The sequence below is a fragment of the Gilvimarinus japonicus genome (genome assembly GCF_042847215.1).
GTDB lineage: Bacteria > Pseudomonadota > Gammaproteobacteria > Pseudomonadales > Cellvibrionaceae > Gilvimarinus > Gilvimarinus japonicus.
Map to the genome: position 1 here is coordinate 2,753,859 of NZ_AP031500.1, position 19,099 is coordinate 2,772,957.

Here is a 19,099-nt window from a genome sequence, read left to right on the forward strand (position 1 = left end):
TAGCGCACCGAAAAAATCAATGTAAATGCCTCGAGACAGAGGCGCTGGTAACATCGCAGAGAACACTGCGCATCTAAAAAACGATTCACGGCAACAAAAAAACCGACGCCTTGGGGGAAGCGTCGGTAAAAAGACCATTCTAGGAGTAACATAAAGGAAAGATCCTGTCGGCCTGAGCCGAGCCGCTGGCCGAATGCGGGTATGATTCAGCCTTTGGTACTGTAAGTATTGACCAGCATTGAAAAAATTCCAGTTTCCAGGACGCATTACTTAAACCAATTGGAGATAGCGAACATCCGAGGCAGATGATATAGCTATATTCGCTCGCAACCAGTGACACCTGAACGCGCGCAGCCCTCCAGTGCATAAAATGCCTACAACAAAATAATTCAGCCCCCCTTAATAAGTTCAAGTAGCGTTTGATTACGTTATGCCCTCACACATTGCCGTAGCACCCGCTTTCCAACCTGACAGACCAACTGCCAGACCAATTATTGTCACATTTACCATTTGGCCAATAAAGTTTTTTACAGCACTGTTCCGGTCACAACAAAAGAGACTTCTTGCGCCAAAAAGCTCAAAAACAGTCGTTTATTGCCAATTCGTGACCGAATTGGCTTTACACAAGCTGATACAGCTACTACATTGCCTTACCAATCAGGCATTACCAATGCCGGATTGATTGTCCGACCATTGATGGATCATTGGCGACAGATGACTCACTCCTCAGATATACAGGTACGTCAACAATATAAAAAGCACCAGAAGTCAGTCAGGTTGCGCCACAGCGGACTGTTGCAAAACAGAGGATGTGCCAGCCCTGTCGAGAGTGCTTTTACCAGTCCGCCCATAACAATGGCAATGTAGCGATTGGTCGGTAGAGGTAATGCCCTAATTGCGACGCATCCATAAATTTAATAATAGGATTGTCCAATGAAAAATGTACTGCAAAAAACACTTGTCCCCTGTACGTTGGCACTCGCCGTCGCGGGTGTCTGCGCCAATGCCCAAGCAGCCGACGGGTACGCCACGTTAAACGGTGGTACCACCGGTGGCGCCGGCGGTAGCGTAGTTTACGCAACGACCGGCACCGAAATTCACGCCGCTTTGTGTAATCGCGCCGCAAGCGATACCCCCATCATTATTCACGTCGAAGGCACCATCAATCACGGCAACACCAGTAAAGTATCTGGCGATAGCTGTAACACCGCCGACGATAAAATTGAAATCAAAGAAGTCAGCAACGTCTCTATTATCGGTGTGGGTAACGGGGCATTGTTCGACGAGCTCGGCATTCACTTGCGCAGCTCAGAAAATATCATTCTGCAAAACTTGCATGTGCGCAACGTAAAAAAATCCGGCTCGCCTACCTCTAACGGCGGTGACGCCATTGGTATGGAAAGCGATGTATACAACGTCTGGGCCGATCACCTGACGCTCGAAGCATCAGGCGGCGAAGACGGCGGCTACGACGCGCTGTTTGATATGAAAGCCGACACTAAATACGTCACCCTGTCTTACAGTACATTGCGCAACTCAGGACGCGGCGGTTTGGTGGGCTCCAGCGATGGCGACACCAACAACGGTCCGGTGACGTTTCACCACAACCTGTACGAGAATATCGACTCGCGTACCCCTTTGCTGCGCGGGGCAACAGCTCACGCTTACAACAACTACTACATCGGCTTGCAAAAATCGGGGATGAACCCACGGGTTGGCGGTCAAATCAAAGCCGACCACAACTACTTCTTAGACTCGAAAGATCCGCTTGGTACCTTCTACACCAACGATATGGGCTCATGGGATGTGAGCGGCAATATCTGGGACAATATCACTTGGTCCTCTGACGGTGACGACAACCACCCTGCCGGCTCTGCTGGCAGCGATCCGGTATCGACCACCAGTATCAGCATCCCTTATAGCTACAGCTTGGATGACGCGACCTGTGTACCACAAATCGTACTGGCAACCGCGGGCGCCAATACTGGTCTTGCGGTATCCAATGGCAGCTGTGAAGTGACCAGCAGCTCCAGCTCATCCAGCGTGCCATCGTCCAGTAGCTCAAGCTCCTCTGAGGATAACTCGTCAAGCTCCAGCACTTCTTCAAATCCGGGCGAGCCAGGCACCAACCTATCGATTGGCGCCGGCTCTGACGGCTCCAGCAAAGACTCAAGCAGCTACGGCAATGTCCGCGACGGCGACACCTCCAGCTACTGGCAACCTAACGGCACCTCGGGCGAGCGCATTTCTATTAAATGGGACAGCGCCACGACCTTTAACAGCGTGATTATTCGCGAGCTAAACAACGCCACCAGCGCTTGGCAGCTGGTGAACGATGATACCGGTGCAGTACTCGCCTCTGGCAATAGCTTGGGCAATGAGGCGGTCATTAATTTTAATGACACAACCGCCACCAAAGTAAACCTACTGATAGACAGCGCCAGCAGTGCTCCGCAGATTGCTGAGTTTGAAGTGTATAACGGCTCGGGACCGATCAGTAGTTCATCGTCATCCTCTTCTGCCGCCGGCAGCGTTGACTTAGGCGTAACAACTTCAGGCTCGGACGCTTATTTAAATTGGAATGTCAGTAATATCAACAACTACAACCAAGAGGTGTACCGCGATACTGACCCAGACCCCGCAGGCCGTTTGCGCATTGCCAGTGGTGTTGCCGGCAACAGCTACACCGACAGCAATCTAGCCGATGGGACTTACTATTATTGGATTAAAGTGACCGACAACAACAATGTCGTTACTAACTCCAATGGCGACGATGCGGTTATTAGCACCGCATCTTCTACCTTAATGCTGGAAGAGTCCGACGGCTTTTGTAACGTCGAAGGTACTATTGATAACAACCACTCGGGCTATGAAGGTAGCGGTTTTGCCAACACCGAAAACACCCAAGGCAGCGGCATTAACTGGTCGGTTAACGTGCCAACATCAGGCACCTACCAACTAAATTGGCGCTACGCTAACGGCGGCAACAATCGCCCGGGCAATGTGTTGGTGAATGGCTCCAACCAAGCTTATGTGGATTTAAACCCCACCAGCGCTTGGGATGACTTCACCGGTTCAGGCACGGTCTCTGTCTCCCTCGATGCGGGATACAATGAGTTGCGCTTAGAAGCCACTACCAGCTCTGGCTTGGCAAACATTGATAGCTTAAGCATCACCGGCGCTGCACCTTCCGCCGGCGACTGTAACGGCGGCTCAACCTCCAGCTCCAGCAGCGAGCAAAGCTCTTCCGTCTCAAGCAGCTCATCGAGCGAGCCGGTTGAACTGGGCAATAACTTAGGCTCTGACGCCGACGGCAGTAGCAAAGGCAGTGGCACCAGCTATGGCAATGTCGTTGATGGCAACACCAGCTCTTACTGGCAGCCTGGCTCAGCCAGCAATGAGACAATCTCGGTTAAAGGTTTGTCCGGCTCGTTTAATACCGTTATTGTTCGCGAGCTAAACAATGCAACCACCAGCTGGTCGTTGCTGAACCACGATACCGGCGACGTCCTCGCTACCGGCGGCGGCCTCGGCAGCTATGCGGTCATCACCGGCTTCGGCGATGTATCGGCCAGCAAAGTCAGCCTAGAGTTACACTCGGCAACCACGGCGCCACAAATCGCCGAGATTGAAGTTTATAACGCCTCGGGCACAGTCAGCAGCTCAAGCAGTTCGGTGGTCAGTTCAAGCTCGTCTAGCGAGGCAAACTCTAGCAATTCATCAGAGAGTTCGAGCTCTTCTGTGACACCGCCCCCCAACACTAACCTCTCACAGGACTGTGTTGCCATCGCCACTGATCCAAACGTCAACTGGCGCGCCACATCACTGCAAACCGATCAAGAGATTGTCGAGTGTCTGTCAAACTCTCTCGGCCGCGCGGTGGGTTACGGGGAAAACGCGCTGGGCGGTTACGACCCTAACGGCAACAGCCAGCTAACCATCATCACCAAAAACAGCAACACCTCTGTTGAACAACAGATTGTCGATGCGGTAACCGGCGATGATTACAACTGGATTGTGTTTGACAAGTTTGACTTTGCCAACACCACCGAGATCAGCATGCACCGCGTGCAGTGTAGTAACCCTGATGTTCTGTCGCAGCTAAACACGACGGAACAAAAGTGTATTAACTACACCGAGTGGTGCGATGATAACGGCGTATCGGGTGAAGAGGCTTGTTTGGCTGAGTTTTACAACGAGGCTCTGAACGAAAGCTCTCTGCCGATTCGCAACATCGTGGTTGGCTCTAACACCACCCTTGATGGTCGCATGAGCGAAGGCTTCTTCCGCTTTAACGGCTTTGCAATCGGTAAAGACAGCTCAGGTCAGCCAACGCAAACGGCCAACAGCGTTATTCTGACGCACCTGTCGTTTATCGGTGCCGGTCACACGGAAGATCACGACCTTGACCCGGACATGATTCGCAACACCGGTGCATCACACGATATCTGGATTCACAAAAACACGTTCGACACCACCGGCGACGCCGCCTTTGATGTCAAAGTGGGCGCTTATGACATCACCATGTCATTCAATAAGCTGCTAAATGTGAAGCGGGCATCGTTGCACGGCTCCAGTGACAGTCGTGAAATCAACTCGCAGATTACCACTACCATGCACGACAACTTGTTTGTCACCGATGATGCGCACTACGACAGTTTAGGCAACACCGGTCGTCGTGTTCCGTTAATCCGTCGCGGCACCTCGCACATGTTTAACAACGCCTTTGTCAACTACCGCAAAGACGTCTTTAGCGTACGCGTCGGTGCTCAGCTGTTTTGGCAAGACAACATGTTTGTGAATAACAGCATTCACCAAGAGAAAGATGATGTGCAAGACGCGATTGACGAGATCGCCGAAAACTTGCTGCGTGATACTCGCGACGGTGACTTCCAGAACGAAGGTAGCTACTTATGGTTCTCGGATGGCGCCTGTAACTTAGACTTCAGCACTGAGACGGCACTAACGCACAACGCCGGCAGCACTGGTGACTTAAGCCAAAACTACAACAGCGCCTCACAGAGCATGATGAATGAGCATCAACTGCCAGCAGGACAAGAGTTGGTCGACTACCTCAGCGCTACCGCCGGTAAGCACGGACAGGTTCCGTTTAACTCGCCACTTGGGTATGACGCTGACTATGTACTGGGCTTAGGTAAAGTTTCCTGCCAGTAACATTCGCTCAATGAAATATCGATGAAGCATTAAACCCATCCGCGGCCAGCGGGTGGGTTTTTTTTCTTCCAAAAATCAATCGGCAATAAGAGAAATAACAATGAATACACACAAAAAGCCCACTCTTTTCGGGATGGGGCTGGTACTGGCTCTATCCGGGGCCACCAGCCTGCATGCTCAAACAGACACTAATCTCTCGCTCGGTGCCGGCGCTGATGGCTCCTCGAAACAAAGCGGTAGCAGTTACGGCAACGTCACCGATGGCAACACCGCCAGTTACTGGGCGCCCGATAGCGCCACCGGCCGTATTTCCGTCAAATGGTCAGAGGCCACCAGCGTTGCCCGCGCAGTCATCGTTGAAGCTTCGGGACATGAAGGCAACATTGCTTCTTGGCAGCTGGTAAATCACCAAAACGGCGATGTTTTGGCACAGGGCTCAGGCGCCGGCAGCATTAATTTTGCTCCGGTCAGTTTGACGAAAATCAACTTTGAAATTCTCAGCAGCAGTGGCGCACCCGCCGTCGCCGAGTTTGAAACCTATGCCAGTGGCGCCGAAGAAGACACCGCCAGCGTCAACCTCGCGGCCAGTGTTAACGGCGACGACGTCACCCTGAACTGGGATGTGAGCAATATCGATATCGCCAGTCAATCGGTCTACCGGGATACAGATTCCAATCCCCAGGGGCGCACTCGTATCGCCGCCGGTGTCAGTGGCACTGGCTATACCGATTATGACCTTAACGATGGCACCTACTATTACTGGATAAAAATCAACAGTAGCGATGGCAATATTTATAACTCCAACGGCGACGACGCCGAGATCGCAACCACCAGCACGACCTTAATTGTGCAAGAAGACAACGGCTTTTGCTCGGTTGAGGGAAGCATCGATAGTAACCACAGTGGTTTTGGCGGCAGTGGTTTTGCCAACAGCGACAATAAATCGGGTGCCGGCATCACCTATAGCATCAACGCCGATTATGCCCACAACGCCCTACTGGATATTCGCTACGCCGCCACCAGCAATCGTCCAGCGGATATCGAGGTCAATGGCACCGTTGTTGGCACCGCCTACCTGCCCGCGACCGGAGCTTGGGACAGCTGGAACAGTGAGAGCCTCACAGTGCCGCTAGAGGCCGGCGAAAACCGCATCCGCCTAATCGCCCAAACCGCGAACGGCTTGCCCAATATCGATTCGATGACGGCCGTGGGCGACAACCTTAGCGCGGGCTCGTGTGGCGCTGTGGTGGTGATGGACTGCAACGATGTCACCGACCAACCGGTGATTACCGTCGCTCAGGATGGCAGCGCTCAGTACAGCAGTGTGCAGGCCGCCGTAAACAGCGTATCGCGCTCCAACTCTCAGCCCACCCAGATTCGTATCAAACCCGGCACCTACTACGAGAAACTGCTCATCGACCGGCCCAACCTAAGTCTGTGCGGCGAAACCGGCAAGACCGAGTCTACGGTATTAACCTACGACGACACTGCCGACACCTCCGATGGTAACGGCGGCACCTTAGGCACGTCGGGCAGCACCAGTATCTCCATCACTGCCGACGACGTCTCGGTCGAAAACCTCACTATGGAAAACAGCCACGGCGCGGGTATCCAGGCGGTTGCGGTACGTATTGCGGCAGACCGGGTGCAATTTCGCAACACTCGTTTTCTGGGCAACCAAGACACCCTCTATGTCCACAGTGGCTCACAGTACTTCAAAGATTGTTATGTCGAAGGCACCGTGGACTACATTTTTGGCGGCGCCACAGCGGTGTTTGATCACTGCCAGATTCACAGCGTGGGCGGCGGCACCGCCATCACCGCCCCCAGTACCGATGCAGATCGCCCCTACGGCATTGTCTTTCTCGGCGGTGAGGTAACGGCGGCGTCTTCGGTCAGCGCAAACAGCGTCGCGCTGGGCAGAAACTGGCGGCCCTATGGCGCCAGCACTTACTTAAACGTCGCACTGGGTGCACATATTTTGCCGCAAGGCTGGCGCGCCATGGGTAGCAACAACCTTACTACCGCGCGCTTTGCCGAATATCAAAACACCGGCGCCGGTGCCGACACCTCGCAGCGTGTGTCCGAGTCCCGCCAGCTGTCGTACGCCGAGGCGGAAAACTACACCGTGGACAATATGTTTGAGTCTTGGGTCCCGAGCTTTAGCGGCCACGTCGCCAGCGCACCAGTGTTGTCTCAGGAAAATAACCCTGTGCACGAGCGCTTTAACCGCTACCTAAGTGAGTGGAGCCTAAGTTCCAATCAGGCCAACATTATTCTCTCACATCAGTACGACAATGGCGGCTGGCCCAAAAACCAAGAGTACGATAGCAACGGTAACGGCGGCAATGGTTCCGCGACTATCGACAATGGCGCCACCACGCTAGAAATGAGCTATATGGCAGAGATGTACAAGCGCACCGGCAACACGGCCTACCGCGACTCGGCCAGAGCGGCGATGGACTTCTTGTTGCAAATGCAATATCCCTCCGGTGGCTGGCCGCAGTTTTATCCCCTCAGGGGCGGCTACTCAGATCACGTGACTTTTAACGATGATGCCATGACTCGCGTGCTAACCGTTCTCTACCACGCCGAAAAAGGCGCTGCGCCTTTTGATAGCGATATTTTTAACAGCGGTGATCGCGCACAATTCAAAACCGCGCTCGATAAAGGGGTGGAATACATCCTCAAGGCGCAGTGGGAGCAAAATGGCGTTTTGACTGTGTGGTGTGCGCAGCACGGTGCCACGGATTATCAGCCAAAAGCCGCCCGCGCCTACGAGTTAAAATCGCTCAGCGGCAGTGAGTCGGTAGAAATTATCGCTTTTTTGATGACACAACCACAGACGCCTCAAATCAAATCTGCCATTGACGCCGCACTGGCCTGGTACCGCAGCCCCAATACCATTCATCAAGATTACCAATACGATAAATCCAGCGAGGAAAAAATTATTTACTCCCCGGGCGATCGAATGTGGTATCGCTTTTACAACCTGTACGACAATCAGGGCTTTTTTAGTGATCGCGACGGCGGCACCTACTACGACATTATGGACATCTCCGAGGAACGTCGCGAAGGCTACAGCTGGGGTGGCAGTTATGGCGAGAAAATCATTTCTTATGCCGAGAGCGTAGGTTATTAAATAGGCCGGCCCCGAGCGATAGTCGGGGCCAACAAATTCAATGCCCAACGTTTTCTTACGGGTTGCTGGATAGGATGCCAGCAACCCGGTTTTATTTATCGAAACCGCTATCGCGCATTATTAGTCAAACGAAATATCCACCCACACCAACCGGTGATCTGAACTACTTTTACGATCCTCCACCAAATACTGCAGCGGCTCATCTTTTGCGGGCCAAAACACCCCGCTACCGCCCACCTTAAGCGAGCTTGACGGCAATACATAATCGGCCCGCATCCCCCAACCAGCGGTATGATTCGCACTAAATTTGTTATCCGGCCGGGCTTCTCGCGCGCCAGTACTGGTGGGCATAGGGTCTTGTACGCGCGCAAGGGCCAACAGCCTCGCGATCGCGTCACGGCGGCCATCACCCTCCACCGCCGAGGCATTTAAATCGCCCAATAAAACAAAATCACGGGACATATCGAGCGCGCCCCGCCCGCCTTGGTCATCGTAAAGATACTCGCCGGCGCCACTGAGGTAATCGATCCACAACCTCAGTTCATCATGATTGCGCGCACCGTTGCGATCCTCCGGCCCATCAAACACTGGGGGCGTTGGGTGGCTCGCCAAAATATGCAGCGTTTGGCCGCCTATCTGTACTGGCACATCCCAGTGTGACTTGGACGACAAGCGCAAAAGCCGCCACACTGCATCGGTATAATAAGGCGTGCCATCGGGGTTTTTCGGTCGAGCTGCATCTGGCATATCGGTCCACAAAAACTGCCGGAAGCTTCTCACTGAATCTTCATCAATAGGATAACGGCTCAACAACACCATGCCATAATGGCCGGGATAAAAACCAAATCCGTAGGTATCAGCCGGGGTCGTAATTTTTCCATCACCATCTATATCTTGCGGCAATAATACACCCGTATTGACCTGACCACGATAATGATACGGGTAAGTAATAGGCTCAGCATCTTGATGCGCCACAGCCAAGTAATGCTTTTGCAACAACGCCAGTGAATCTTCCGCCTCACCGGCTTGCGCGGTGTTATCAAACTCATTTAACAACACAATATCCGGCCGCACGCGCTGAATAATCTCGGCTATGTGATGGATTTGAGTGTTGCTAGTCGATTGCAGCTCACGAACTAAAATTGAGTCTTTGAAGTTTTCCGACTCAGATTCGTAATTGCGCGCCTCCATGCTGACATTAAAAGTCGCCACACGGAGTGTGGTGGGGTTGGTGACCACTTTTTCTTTACTTTTAGCGCACCCGGTGATCGCGACACTCATACCAATCAATACTCCTAACATTGCCATTTTTATTCCGTGCACTCTCACTCGACGCCCCTTATGACCGACTTAAAAGCATAAATTTCGCCGAGCCTATCATAACCTTTATGACCAACCTGTGACCTGTCACGCCCATGTCTTGATTTTGTCACAGCGCCGTCACAGAAGTTTCGCATATTTTCGCTAGAGTCCTCGGGCCAATGTAACAACAACTCTAATAACCTCCCCGTGCAATAACACGACAAAGACTCGTGTGGCGCTAGTCAGCCATCGCGCGGGAGGCACGTGCACAACAAATACGGCGCGTGAATGCATTGCTCAATCGACCATGGAGTAACCTAACGGGAATAAAAGCCATGAACAACCAGTTAACACGAAATACCTTAGTACTTGCGATTGCCGCGGTTATGGGGACCGCGCTACCGGCTATTGCACAAGAAACCAGCTCCGCCATCCAAGGCCAAGTTGTCGATGCCAGCGGGCAACCGCTGAATAATGCCAACATCACCATCACCCACACGCCGTCCAATAGCCAAAGCGACCTAACCACTACCGACTCCGGTCGTTTTAACGCGCGCGGCTTGCGCGTCGGCGGCCCCTATACCGTAAAGGTAGCCTCAGACGAAGGTACTCAAACGGTACAGGATGTGTACTTATCGCTGGGGGACGCCTATCAACTAGAAATTGTGGTCGGTGATGCCGCCACAGAAGAAATTTTAGTGGTCGGCAACCTGCAAGAGCAAAACTTTGCTGCGGTTGGCCCTAACACCACGTTTAGCTTGCACGATCTAGAAACGGCGCCGGCCATCAACCGCGACTTAAAAGATGTCGTACGCCTCGATCCGCGTATTTATATCGACGAAGCCTTCAAAGACTCCATTCAGTGTGCCGGTGCCAACCCGCGGTTTAACAGCTTAACCGTAGACGGCGTGCGCATGAACGATAATTTCGGTTTAAACAGCAACGGCTACCCCACCGAGCGGATGCCTTTCTCCTACGATGCCATCGAGCAAGTGGCGGTAGAGCTTGCGCCGTTTGATGTACAGTACGGCGGCTTTAGCGCCTGTAACATCAATGCTGTGACTAAATCTGGCGACAACGAATTTCACGGTTCGGTCTTTTACGATTACACCGACGACTCAATGGCGGGCGACTCGCTTGAAGGCGACAGCATCGATATCGCGCCTTTCGATGAACAGCGCTATGGTTTAAGCGTAGGCGGCCCCATTATTCAAGACAAATTATTCTTTTTTGCCGCTTACGAAAAACTAGAAGGTGTTGACACCTTTGATCGCGGCACCGCCGATGCCAACGTGGCCACCCCCGTTAACGGTGTATCCGCCGCGCAAATCGCCGAAATCGAACGTATCGCCAACGATGTGTACGGCTATAACCCGGGCAGTTTCCCGTCAAGTTTGCCGGTCGATGACGAAAAGCTATTGGTTAAAGTCGACTGGAACATCACCAACTCGCAGCGCGCTTCATTAACTTACAACTACAACGACGGCTATTCCATCGCGCAATCCGACGGCGATTCTGACGAGCTGGAGTTTTCTAATCACTATTACGAGCGCGGCGCCGAGCTCACCTCGTATGTTGGCCAACTGTTCTCCGACTGGAGTGATGCTTTCTCTACCGAAGTAAAAATTGGCTACCAAGAGTTGGACAACCGCCAGTTATCCCTAGGCGGCACCGATTTTGGTGAAGTACAAATCACCACAGAGAACGATCACGACAATGATGGCAATTTATCCCGAGCCACTGTTTACATGGGCTCTGACGATTCCCGTCACGCCAATAAACTTAAATACGATTCACTCAACCTAAAGTTTGCCGGTAGCTATCGTCTGGACCTGCAAACCTTTACCTTCGGCTATGAGCGCGAATCGTTTGATGTGTTCAACATGTTTATTCAGGAGTCGGAAGGCGAATACCGCTTTAGCTCTATCGCCGATTTTGAAGCAGGAACCCCCAGCCTGATCACTTACGAGAACGCAGCAGGCAGCAATATTAAGGGCGATGCCGCAGCGCAATTTGAATACGCGGTGAATACCTTGTATTTACAAGACGAGATTTTCCTTGATGGTGGTGATCTTAAAATTGTTGCCGGCCTGCGTTATGACTACTACGAGAGCGACGATAAACCAACGCAAAACTTAGACATATTAGCAAGCTACCTGATCGACAATCGCCAAAACCTAGACGAAGCCGACTTACTGCAACCGCGCTTGGGCTTTAACTGGAACCTAACCGATTACTTTGAAGTTCACGGTGGCGTAGGTCTGTACTCTGGCGGCAATCCCAACGTATGGATCTCCAACAGCTACTCCAACGACGGCGTTACCCAAATTGAAGTGCAAGACGACTCCGGCGAGTCGATTCTGGACATGCCGTATACCGGCGAAGGTCGGCCGATCTACGATATCCCGCAAGAGTTGTACGACCAAGTCGCTAACAACCAAGGCGCTAACGGCGGTGTAAATTTATTAGACCCTGATTTCGAAGTGCCGTCAGTCTGGAAATACGCCCTGGGTGCCAGCTACGAGTTTTCCGGCAACCTAGTTTTATCCGGTGACATTCTCTACAGTCAACACCAAGATTCAGCAATTATCTCTGACATCTCACGCGTACAAACCGGCACGGCCATTGATGGTCGCCCCACGTACGGCAGCATCGATGGTCGCAGCCAAGACTTTATGCTGACCAATGTCGACGGCGATGCAGGCGACGCTTTGACTATCTCGGTTGGCGCCAGTAAGTACTTTGATTTTGGTTTAGAGTTAGCCGCCGGCTACGCTTACAGCGACGCGGAAGACGTTAACCCCATGACCAGTTCAGTGGCGTTTTCGAACTACACCAGTGTAGCCACCGCCGACCCGGAAAATCCAGGCCCGGCCACCTCTAACTACAATATCCCCCACCGCTTTACCACCAAAATCGCCTATGAGCATGCCTTTTTTGGTGACTTCGATACCCGCGTCACGCTGTTTGGCTCGGCCAACGAAGGTCGTCCTTACAGCTACACTTTTGATCAGGGCTTTATGTTTGGCGACTCTACCGGGTTTATCTCGCGGCACCTTTTGTATGTGCCCACCGAAAACGACGCCAGCGTCGTCTATGGCGATAACTTTGATGTAGAAAGTTTCAACCAGTGGATTGCTGACGAGGGGCTAGACCGCGGAGAGATTATGGAGCGGAATGAACTGAACAGCGATTGGTGGGTTAAATTTGATTTAAAAGTCGAACAAGAACTACCGGGCATTATGGATGGCCACCGCTCGTCTATCTACATGGTGGTTGAGAATCTCGGCAACCTCCTCAACGATGACTGGGGCGTGCAGTACGAGGCAAGCTTCCCACGGGCACAAACCGCTGTGGATGCCACCATGGATGACCAAGGCCGTTACGTCTACGAAGAGTTTCGTGACCCGGCTGGCCCCACTCGTGTCGGTAGCCCCTCATTGTGGGAACTGCGCGTTGGCTTTCGTTACGATTTTTAATAACCAATAGCAACCGGACTAAAAAACCAAAAGGGCCGGATCATTGATCCGGCCCTTCTTCTTGCTTAACTCACTTACAAATTATCGAGATACTGGCGATGCTCAGTGGAAAACTCAAAGTTATTGAATTTATCCCAGTTGATCGACCACGTCATCACGCCGCGTAAATCACTCCACCCAGTGGTGGTGTGCGGTTGATAGGTGCCGCAGCCTTGTAGCTTGATTAGACAATCGAGCGCCGATTGCACCTCACTGACGGTGGTAAAACCGCCACCGGCATTGCTATTGGCCGGCAAACCCAGCAGCACTTGATCTTCACGCAACGGCGGAAAGAAGTCATTAGTCCCGGCAATGGTAAAGCCCGTTAATAACATATCCACCATCGCCACATGGAAGTCAGCCACGCCCATACTGTGATACTGATCATCCAAGCCGGTAATGGGGCCCGAGTTATAATTTTGTACTTGTAGCCAGTTTAGCTCATCACGCATGGCGTAAATCACCGGCAAATAAGCCCCGGCGCGGGTATCACAACCCGAGCATGTACCACCGTAAAAGCTGTAACCCAGCTGCACAAAGAATGTCTCTGGCGCCATGGTCAGCATAAAGTCACTACCATAATGCGATGTCAAATCTTGCAAGGCACCAATCAGGTTAGTAATTACCGGCGTGGTTGGGTTGCGGAAATCGTCATCGCCACTTTCTAAATACAAAGAGTGACCTTCAAAATCCACATCCAAACCGTCAAACCCGTATTCATCAATAATACTGATCATCGAGTTAACAAAGTTAGTCCGCGCGCTTGCGGTTTCTAACTGCACCTGGCCGTTGGCACCACCAATACTGATAATGACTTTTTTACCGGCGGCTTGTTTCGCCGCAATGCCATCTCGAAACGCCTGTTCGTCAAACGCGGGGTCGAGCACAAAACCAATGTCGCCCGGCGCGTTACCGGTAGGCTCGGCAAACGAGACATTAATGGCATCAAACGCGTCAGACACATTAGCAATGGGAATCACCCCCGAGCCATTGTCAAAGTTGTGCCAGTAGCCAGAGATAATCCGATCACTGTTGCCCACCGAGCTATTTGAGGAGCTACTGGAAGAGCTGGTTGACGACGAGCTACTGGATGAACTCGAACTAGACGATGAACTGGTAGCGCAGCTACCCGTCAACTGCCAAGCATCCTGCCAATGGGCACCGGTGCCCGGAGCGTAGGCCCACGCGGCATTTGAAGAGCACCAACCGGCAATATTACAGCGGTACTCGTTACCCACATTTTGCACCAGCTGATTGGCACTGTAAGCCGTGCCCGACACGTAGGCAGGCGAGCTGCAAACACCTCCGACCGAGCTGGACGAGCTGCTGACACTGGATGAACTGCTAGAGCTAATGGAACTGCTTGAGCTACTAACACTGCTCGACGAGCTGCTCGAACTACTCGAGCCAACATCGCAAGCGCCTAGGGACGCCCACACGTCCCATTGCGCGGAGTGCGTTAAGGGGTCGTCGCCTTGCGTCCACCATTTGGCTTTAAACAAAGTGGCATCGCGCACCGCGGTGACGTCAGCGGTATAAACATCGCCACTGTTCCAGTTTGCGACGTTGCTGCAATCGGCCGCGTGGGTATTGGCCACAAAAAGTGCAGCGCCAATGACACCACTGACATTTATCCAGCGGCGAACCTGTGCTTTAGGCTGTTTATTGATGGCGTGGCTATCTATTGTTTTAGGTCTTGATAATTGCATAAGTCATGCTCCAAAAAATGAATGGATGCATGTAAGCAATCACTATCTGGCCGCAGGGTGGACCTGCTAATGCCGTCCGTGGATCGTTATTAATATCTAAGTATGGGCGATCATTGCCACATACATCTTACGGACATCCAGGCGGATCTATAAATATGTTTACGGAGTGCTTAACACACTTTTATATGCGCATTAATTATAAGCGTTACCGTTGGGGTTTTTAGACGAACGGTCGAGCCAACAACCGCCAATGAACAACAAAAAACCCCGAACCATAAATGATCCGGGGTTTAAAGAACGCTCGTTAGGCGGGGCAATCCTTTGCCTCAAGTAATGCAGCTTACCATCAGCCGCCGATATTACAGTGAGCGCAAGAAGGCTAGCACATCGTCTTTTTGCGATTGCGATAGGCCTTCATAGCCTTGACGTGAGGCTTCACCCTCACCGCCGTGCCAGCGGATCGCTTCATCGATGCTACGTGCGCGGCCATCGTGCAAATAGCTGTGCACTGGCGTACACACTTGCTGACCTTGTGGTGCGTTAGTCGTGCCACCGGTAACACAAGCCGCCAAACCTAAGCCCCACAAGGGTGTGGTGCGCCACTCGCTGCCGGTGGCATCGCCTTCACCAAGGTTATCGGCCAGACCTGGGCCCATGTCATGCAGCAACAAGTCGGTGTATGGCTGAATCGCCTGGCTGCGTAACTCGGCCAACGGATGGAATTGGCTCGTTTGATAAGACGGCGTGTGACAATCAGCACAACCAATCGATTCAAACAAGTTTTCACCGTTTATAACCGCAGCATCGTTGTAGTTGCGCTGTGCACGCACCCCCAGTAGCGAGACGTACTTAACCACATTATCAACGTGCGAATCGGCAAGCTCCGAGCCCGACGAACCACAGTTAGCCTGCGCGCTGCCACAATCCGGATTGGGGAACAGTGACGTCATTACGCCCATATCGGTATTAAAGGCACCGGCGACTTGGTCTTTCACGCTTACTTTAGCGGCTTTCCAACCAAAGCGGCCCAAACGCGTCGCGCCCGTTGCCGGGTCGGCAACGCGGTTAGCGCGACCAGAGATACCATCGCCATTGGCGTCGTTAGGATCTTCCTGTGCCAGTACATCGGACTCAGAAATCGCCTCAAGCAAGCCCATCCCCACCAACTGTGGAGCAATGCGCGCCGAGAAAGTCTCGGGCGTTACTCCGGTAAACTGGAAGTTAGGCGAACGCAAACCGTTTTGCTCAGTCCACGAAGAAATAGCCACCTGACCTTCACTACCGGCACCGCCGTTTGCCTCTGGCTGCAATACACGGCCTAACTGCGGATGCGGATTACCATTGGCATCACCCACTTTGAACACCCACTTGTCTAAGTGCTCGCCTACTGGATTAGCGGCAGCGCGACCATTGCGTACGTGACAGCCAGTGCAGCTTGAGTTAACAAACAGCGGACCAGCACGGCCAATAGCGGGGTTAAAGGCGGGGTTGTCTATCGGGTTTTCATCGTGCAAGCCATCAACAAACGAGCTGTGCAGTACACGACGACCCAACATAAACGGTTGCGCGTTATCGTAACCAATGTTGGTTGCCATCTGTAAAAACAGATTATCAGGCTCGTTAGAACTCATGGCGTGCACGGTGGTGTGACCGCCCAACCACGCTTTCTCGGGGATTTTCACAGAGTCTTTAACCCCACCGGCCGGTGTCGCACCGCCCACTTCCCAGGGCACAAGACCTTCACCCACAATGTACAGGTAGGTAGAGCCATAATAAGCCGAGCGACCATTGGGCACGCTGTGATCCAAAAACTGACTCAGCTCAAACTCCATTTTGTCGCCGATCTGAATCGCACGCCCCTCGCGGCAGTTAAAGCTGCGCTCTTTGTAGTAGTGCGTATCGTCGATCACCTCCATGGTGCCGTTATCGCAAAACTCTGCCACTGTGCCGACCCCGCGGTAGAACCAGCGGTTTTCAGCCTCAGTATCATTCAGTTTAAATTGCGTCACCACATTCATTCGAATGGTATCACCGCCTTTGGCCACGTAATCAACGATCTCAATGGCGGCGGTGCGGTCTTCCCAATAATGGGTGAGATAATGCTCGTACGCCTGAAAGTGATCTTCTTTCGCGTGACGATCACGGCCGCGATCGGAAAAACGCGTTACCAAAGCATCGCCACGGTCAAACTGAATCACAGGTTCCAGCGGCGTACCACTGTTGTAAAGGGGCGTAACCGGCCCACCCGCTGGCGTGCTAGAGCTGCTCGATGAATTGTTAGTGCTGCTGGAGCTGCTAGAACTGGATGAACTACTGGTGCTGCTTGATGAGTTGTTAGAGCCACCCACTGTATAGTCGCGCCATGGCAGACTCTGACCCGCGCCATTGGTGATTACGGTGAAGCTTACACTCACCACATCACCACTGTTTAAGCCCGGGATATCATAGCTCCACTGCCCTGCGGCTTCGTTCATGCGCACATTATTCTGCGCGCTGCCGTTAATGCTGTAGTGAATATCCACCGTATCACCTTGGCTCACGGTAGCTCGCAAGGTTTGGCCGTTGATCATGCTTAAGCAGCCATCATCACAATTACCGCTGGCACTTGATGAACTGGATGCAACCGAACTTGAGCTGGAGCTTACCGCGGGCTCGAGGTGAAGCCAATCGAGGTTCATACCGGCCGAGGTAACATCCAAACGCACCGTATAGTTACCCGGTTGGGCGACCGAAATCGACCCGGCATCTTGCTCTTGCCACGCTTGCCATCCGCCCGTCGCCGGTACATTGCCACTTACCGAGCCGCCAGCGACGGAAATGCTGTATGCCCCGCCGCCGGTGTCAGAGGCTACCCGAGCGCCAATGTCGTAGGTGCCGGCACCGAGCGCAACGTTGTACTCCAGCCACTCTCCGGCCTCCATCCAGCCAACGTTGTAACCTCCACCATTAGCTTCGATGTCGACATCGTCCGAACGGTAGGCCGTGCCGTTATTACCCGCCGAGGTATCGTAAAAAGCGTCATAATCTTCTGCTTCAATACGTACAGGTACCGCACTGGTGCTGCCGCTTGCCGAGACACCAAACAATTCAAACTCAGACAACTGTAATATGTTGCCCGAGTTATTGCTCATGTCTAAGCGGTAATAGCGGTAGGCGGTCGTGTTGTTAAAAGCAAACTCACGAGTTTGGTGGCGATTGGCAAAGTCTTCGTTAATGCGCGCATCAATCGCCGTCCAGTTATTGCCATCGTTCGAGCCCTGCAGGGTCCAGCTGGCGGGATCACGCTCTGGGCTATCGTTAGCCGAGCTGATTGAGTAGCGCGTCACCACGTAGGGTTCCGCCATTTCATATTGCAGCCAACTGGCATTATGAAAGGTCAAGTACTTAGTGTTGACGTTATTATCCACGGCATCGCCATGGCCTTCGCCCGCTGGCGAGTCGGCGTACTGCGAGCTGATCATACCACCAAGATTGGTCAGTTCGACCTCACTGCCCTGGCTAACTGGCGCGCCGTACACTTCCATCTCCCAAATGGAGTAGCCCCAATTGTTACCCGCACTGCGGCTTACGCCATGCATACGTACGTAACGGTAATTGCCCGAGACGGGCACGGTGTCGGTTCTGTCGCCAAAAGCGCCGCCCGAGCGGGTGGCGATCGTTGACCAGGTATTGCCGTCGTTAGAGCCCTGAATTTCGTACTCGTTGGCGTTGGCAGCCTCCCAGTAAATAATAACTTCAGACAGCGCAAAGCTGTCGCCTAAATCGAGCGTAAGCGACGATGGATCGACTTGAGCGGTAGAGGCCCAGCGAGTGTTGCCGTCGCCATCAATAGCGGCGCTAGCCGGCAGGTCTTGGGTACTAGCGCTAGCCGTTGCCGAGCCCGATAGGTTGCTTATCTGAGCGTAGGCGCCGGTGCTGGCGGCCATAATCAGTGCCGCAAGGGCACCTCGAGAAAACGTTTTGGCTATCATGTAGCACTCCTCATTATTAGCGTTTTGTGAGGTTGAGTAAGTGTGTCGCTGCACGGCTTCCGTTATCGATAATACCGCTGACCTCCTATCAGACACTTGATCGATCTGGCGCAGTGCTGGAGCTCGGCGACTATCCAAGCGCAATACTCAGAGTGATGCTTAGTTCCAGTGCTTGCACTCTATGCCTGCACCGTCAAGGTGTCTTCCCACTAACCACCGAGCGCTAATGTGAGAAGTCACTCTTTCCCACATTCCGTCACAGTAAGCTGACACACTTAACCG

The 19,099-nt window shown here is 52.8% G+C and carries 6 protein-coding genes; 3 read left to right on the top strand and 3 right to left on the bottom strand.

Going from position 1 to position 19,099, the window contains the following annotated elements:
- The first annotated feature begins 933 nt into the window (after positions 1-933).
- Complete coding sequence (locus ACGHAD_RS11780; protein WP_382417203.1) at positions 934-5,175, top strand: CBM35 domain-containing protein; 4,242 nt, start codon at positions 934-936, stop codon at positions 5,173-5,175.
- 100 nt (positions 5,176-5,275) lie between these two features.
- Positions 5,276-8,317 (top strand): pectate lyase, encoded by a 3,042-nt coding sequence (gene pelA, locus ACGHAD_RS11785; RefSeq protein ID WP_382417205.1) that lies wholly within the window; start codon positions 5,276-5,278, stop codon positions 8,315-8,317.
- A 120-nt stretch (positions 8,318-8,437) separates the two neighbouring features.
- Here the strand turns inward: pelA and ACGHAD_RS11790 are convergent, their stop codons facing one another.
- Positions 8,438-9,625, bottom strand: coding sequence for an endonuclease/exonuclease/phosphatase family protein (locus ACGHAD_RS11790; RefSeq protein WP_382417207.1), 1,188 nt, complete (start codon positions 9,623-9,625; stop codon positions 8,438-8,440).
- Positions 9,626-9,954: 329 nt separating this feature from the next.
- Between ACGHAD_RS11790 and ACGHAD_RS11795 the strand changes: the two genes are divergently transcribed.
- On the top strand, positions 9,955-13,098 hold the full coding sequence (locus ACGHAD_RS11795; RefSeq protein ID WP_339617721.1) for a TonB-dependent receptor: 3,144 nt from the start codon (positions 9,955-9,957) through the stop codon (positions 13,096-13,098).
- Between the two features lie 74 nt (positions 13,099-13,172).
- On the opposite strand, the gene ACGHAD_RS11800 is transcribed toward ACGHAD_RS11795, so the two are convergent.
- Positions 13,173-14,846 carry a glycosyl hydrolase family 18 protein gene (locus ACGHAD_RS11800; protein WP_382417210.1) on the bottom strand — a complete coding sequence of 558 codons (1,674 nt, stop codon included), beginning with the start codon at positions 14,844-14,846 and terminating at the stop codon, positions 13,173-13,175.
- Positions 14,847-15,205: 359 nt separating this feature from the next.
- Complete coding sequence (locus ACGHAD_RS11805; RefSeq protein ID WP_382417212.1) at positions 15,206-18,817, bottom strand: di-heme oxidoredictase family protein; 3,612 nt, start codon at positions 18,815-18,817, stop codon at positions 15,206-15,208.
- Positions 18,818-19,099: the final 282 nt, after the last annotated feature.

What these genes read in the sequence shown, in the direction of transcription:
- ACGHAD_RS11780 (WP_382417203.1), top strand. Translation starts at nt 934, where the DNA reads ATGAAAAATGTACTGCAAAAAACACTTGTCCCCTGTACGTTGGCACTC.
- pelA (WP_382417205.1), top strand. Translation starts at nt 5,276, where the DNA reads ATGAATACACACAAAAAGCCCACTCTTTTCGGGATGGGGCTGGTACTG.
- ACGHAD_RS11790 (WP_382417207.1), bottom strand. Translation starts at nt 9,625, where the DNA reads ATGGCAATGTTAGGAGTATTGATTGGTATGAGTGTCGCGATCACCGGG.
- ACGHAD_RS11795 (WP_339617721.1), top strand. Translation starts at nt 9,955, where the DNA reads ATGAACAACCAGTTAACACGAAATACCTTAGTACTTGCGATTGCCGCG.
- ACGHAD_RS11800 (WP_382417210.1), bottom strand. Translation starts at nt 14,846, where the DNA reads ATGCAATTATCAAGACCTAAAACAATAGATAGCCACGCCATCAATAAA.
- ACGHAD_RS11805 (WP_382417212.1), bottom strand. Translation starts at nt 18,817, where the DNA reads ATGATAGCCAAAACGTTTTCTCGAGGTGCCCTTGCGGCACTGATTATG.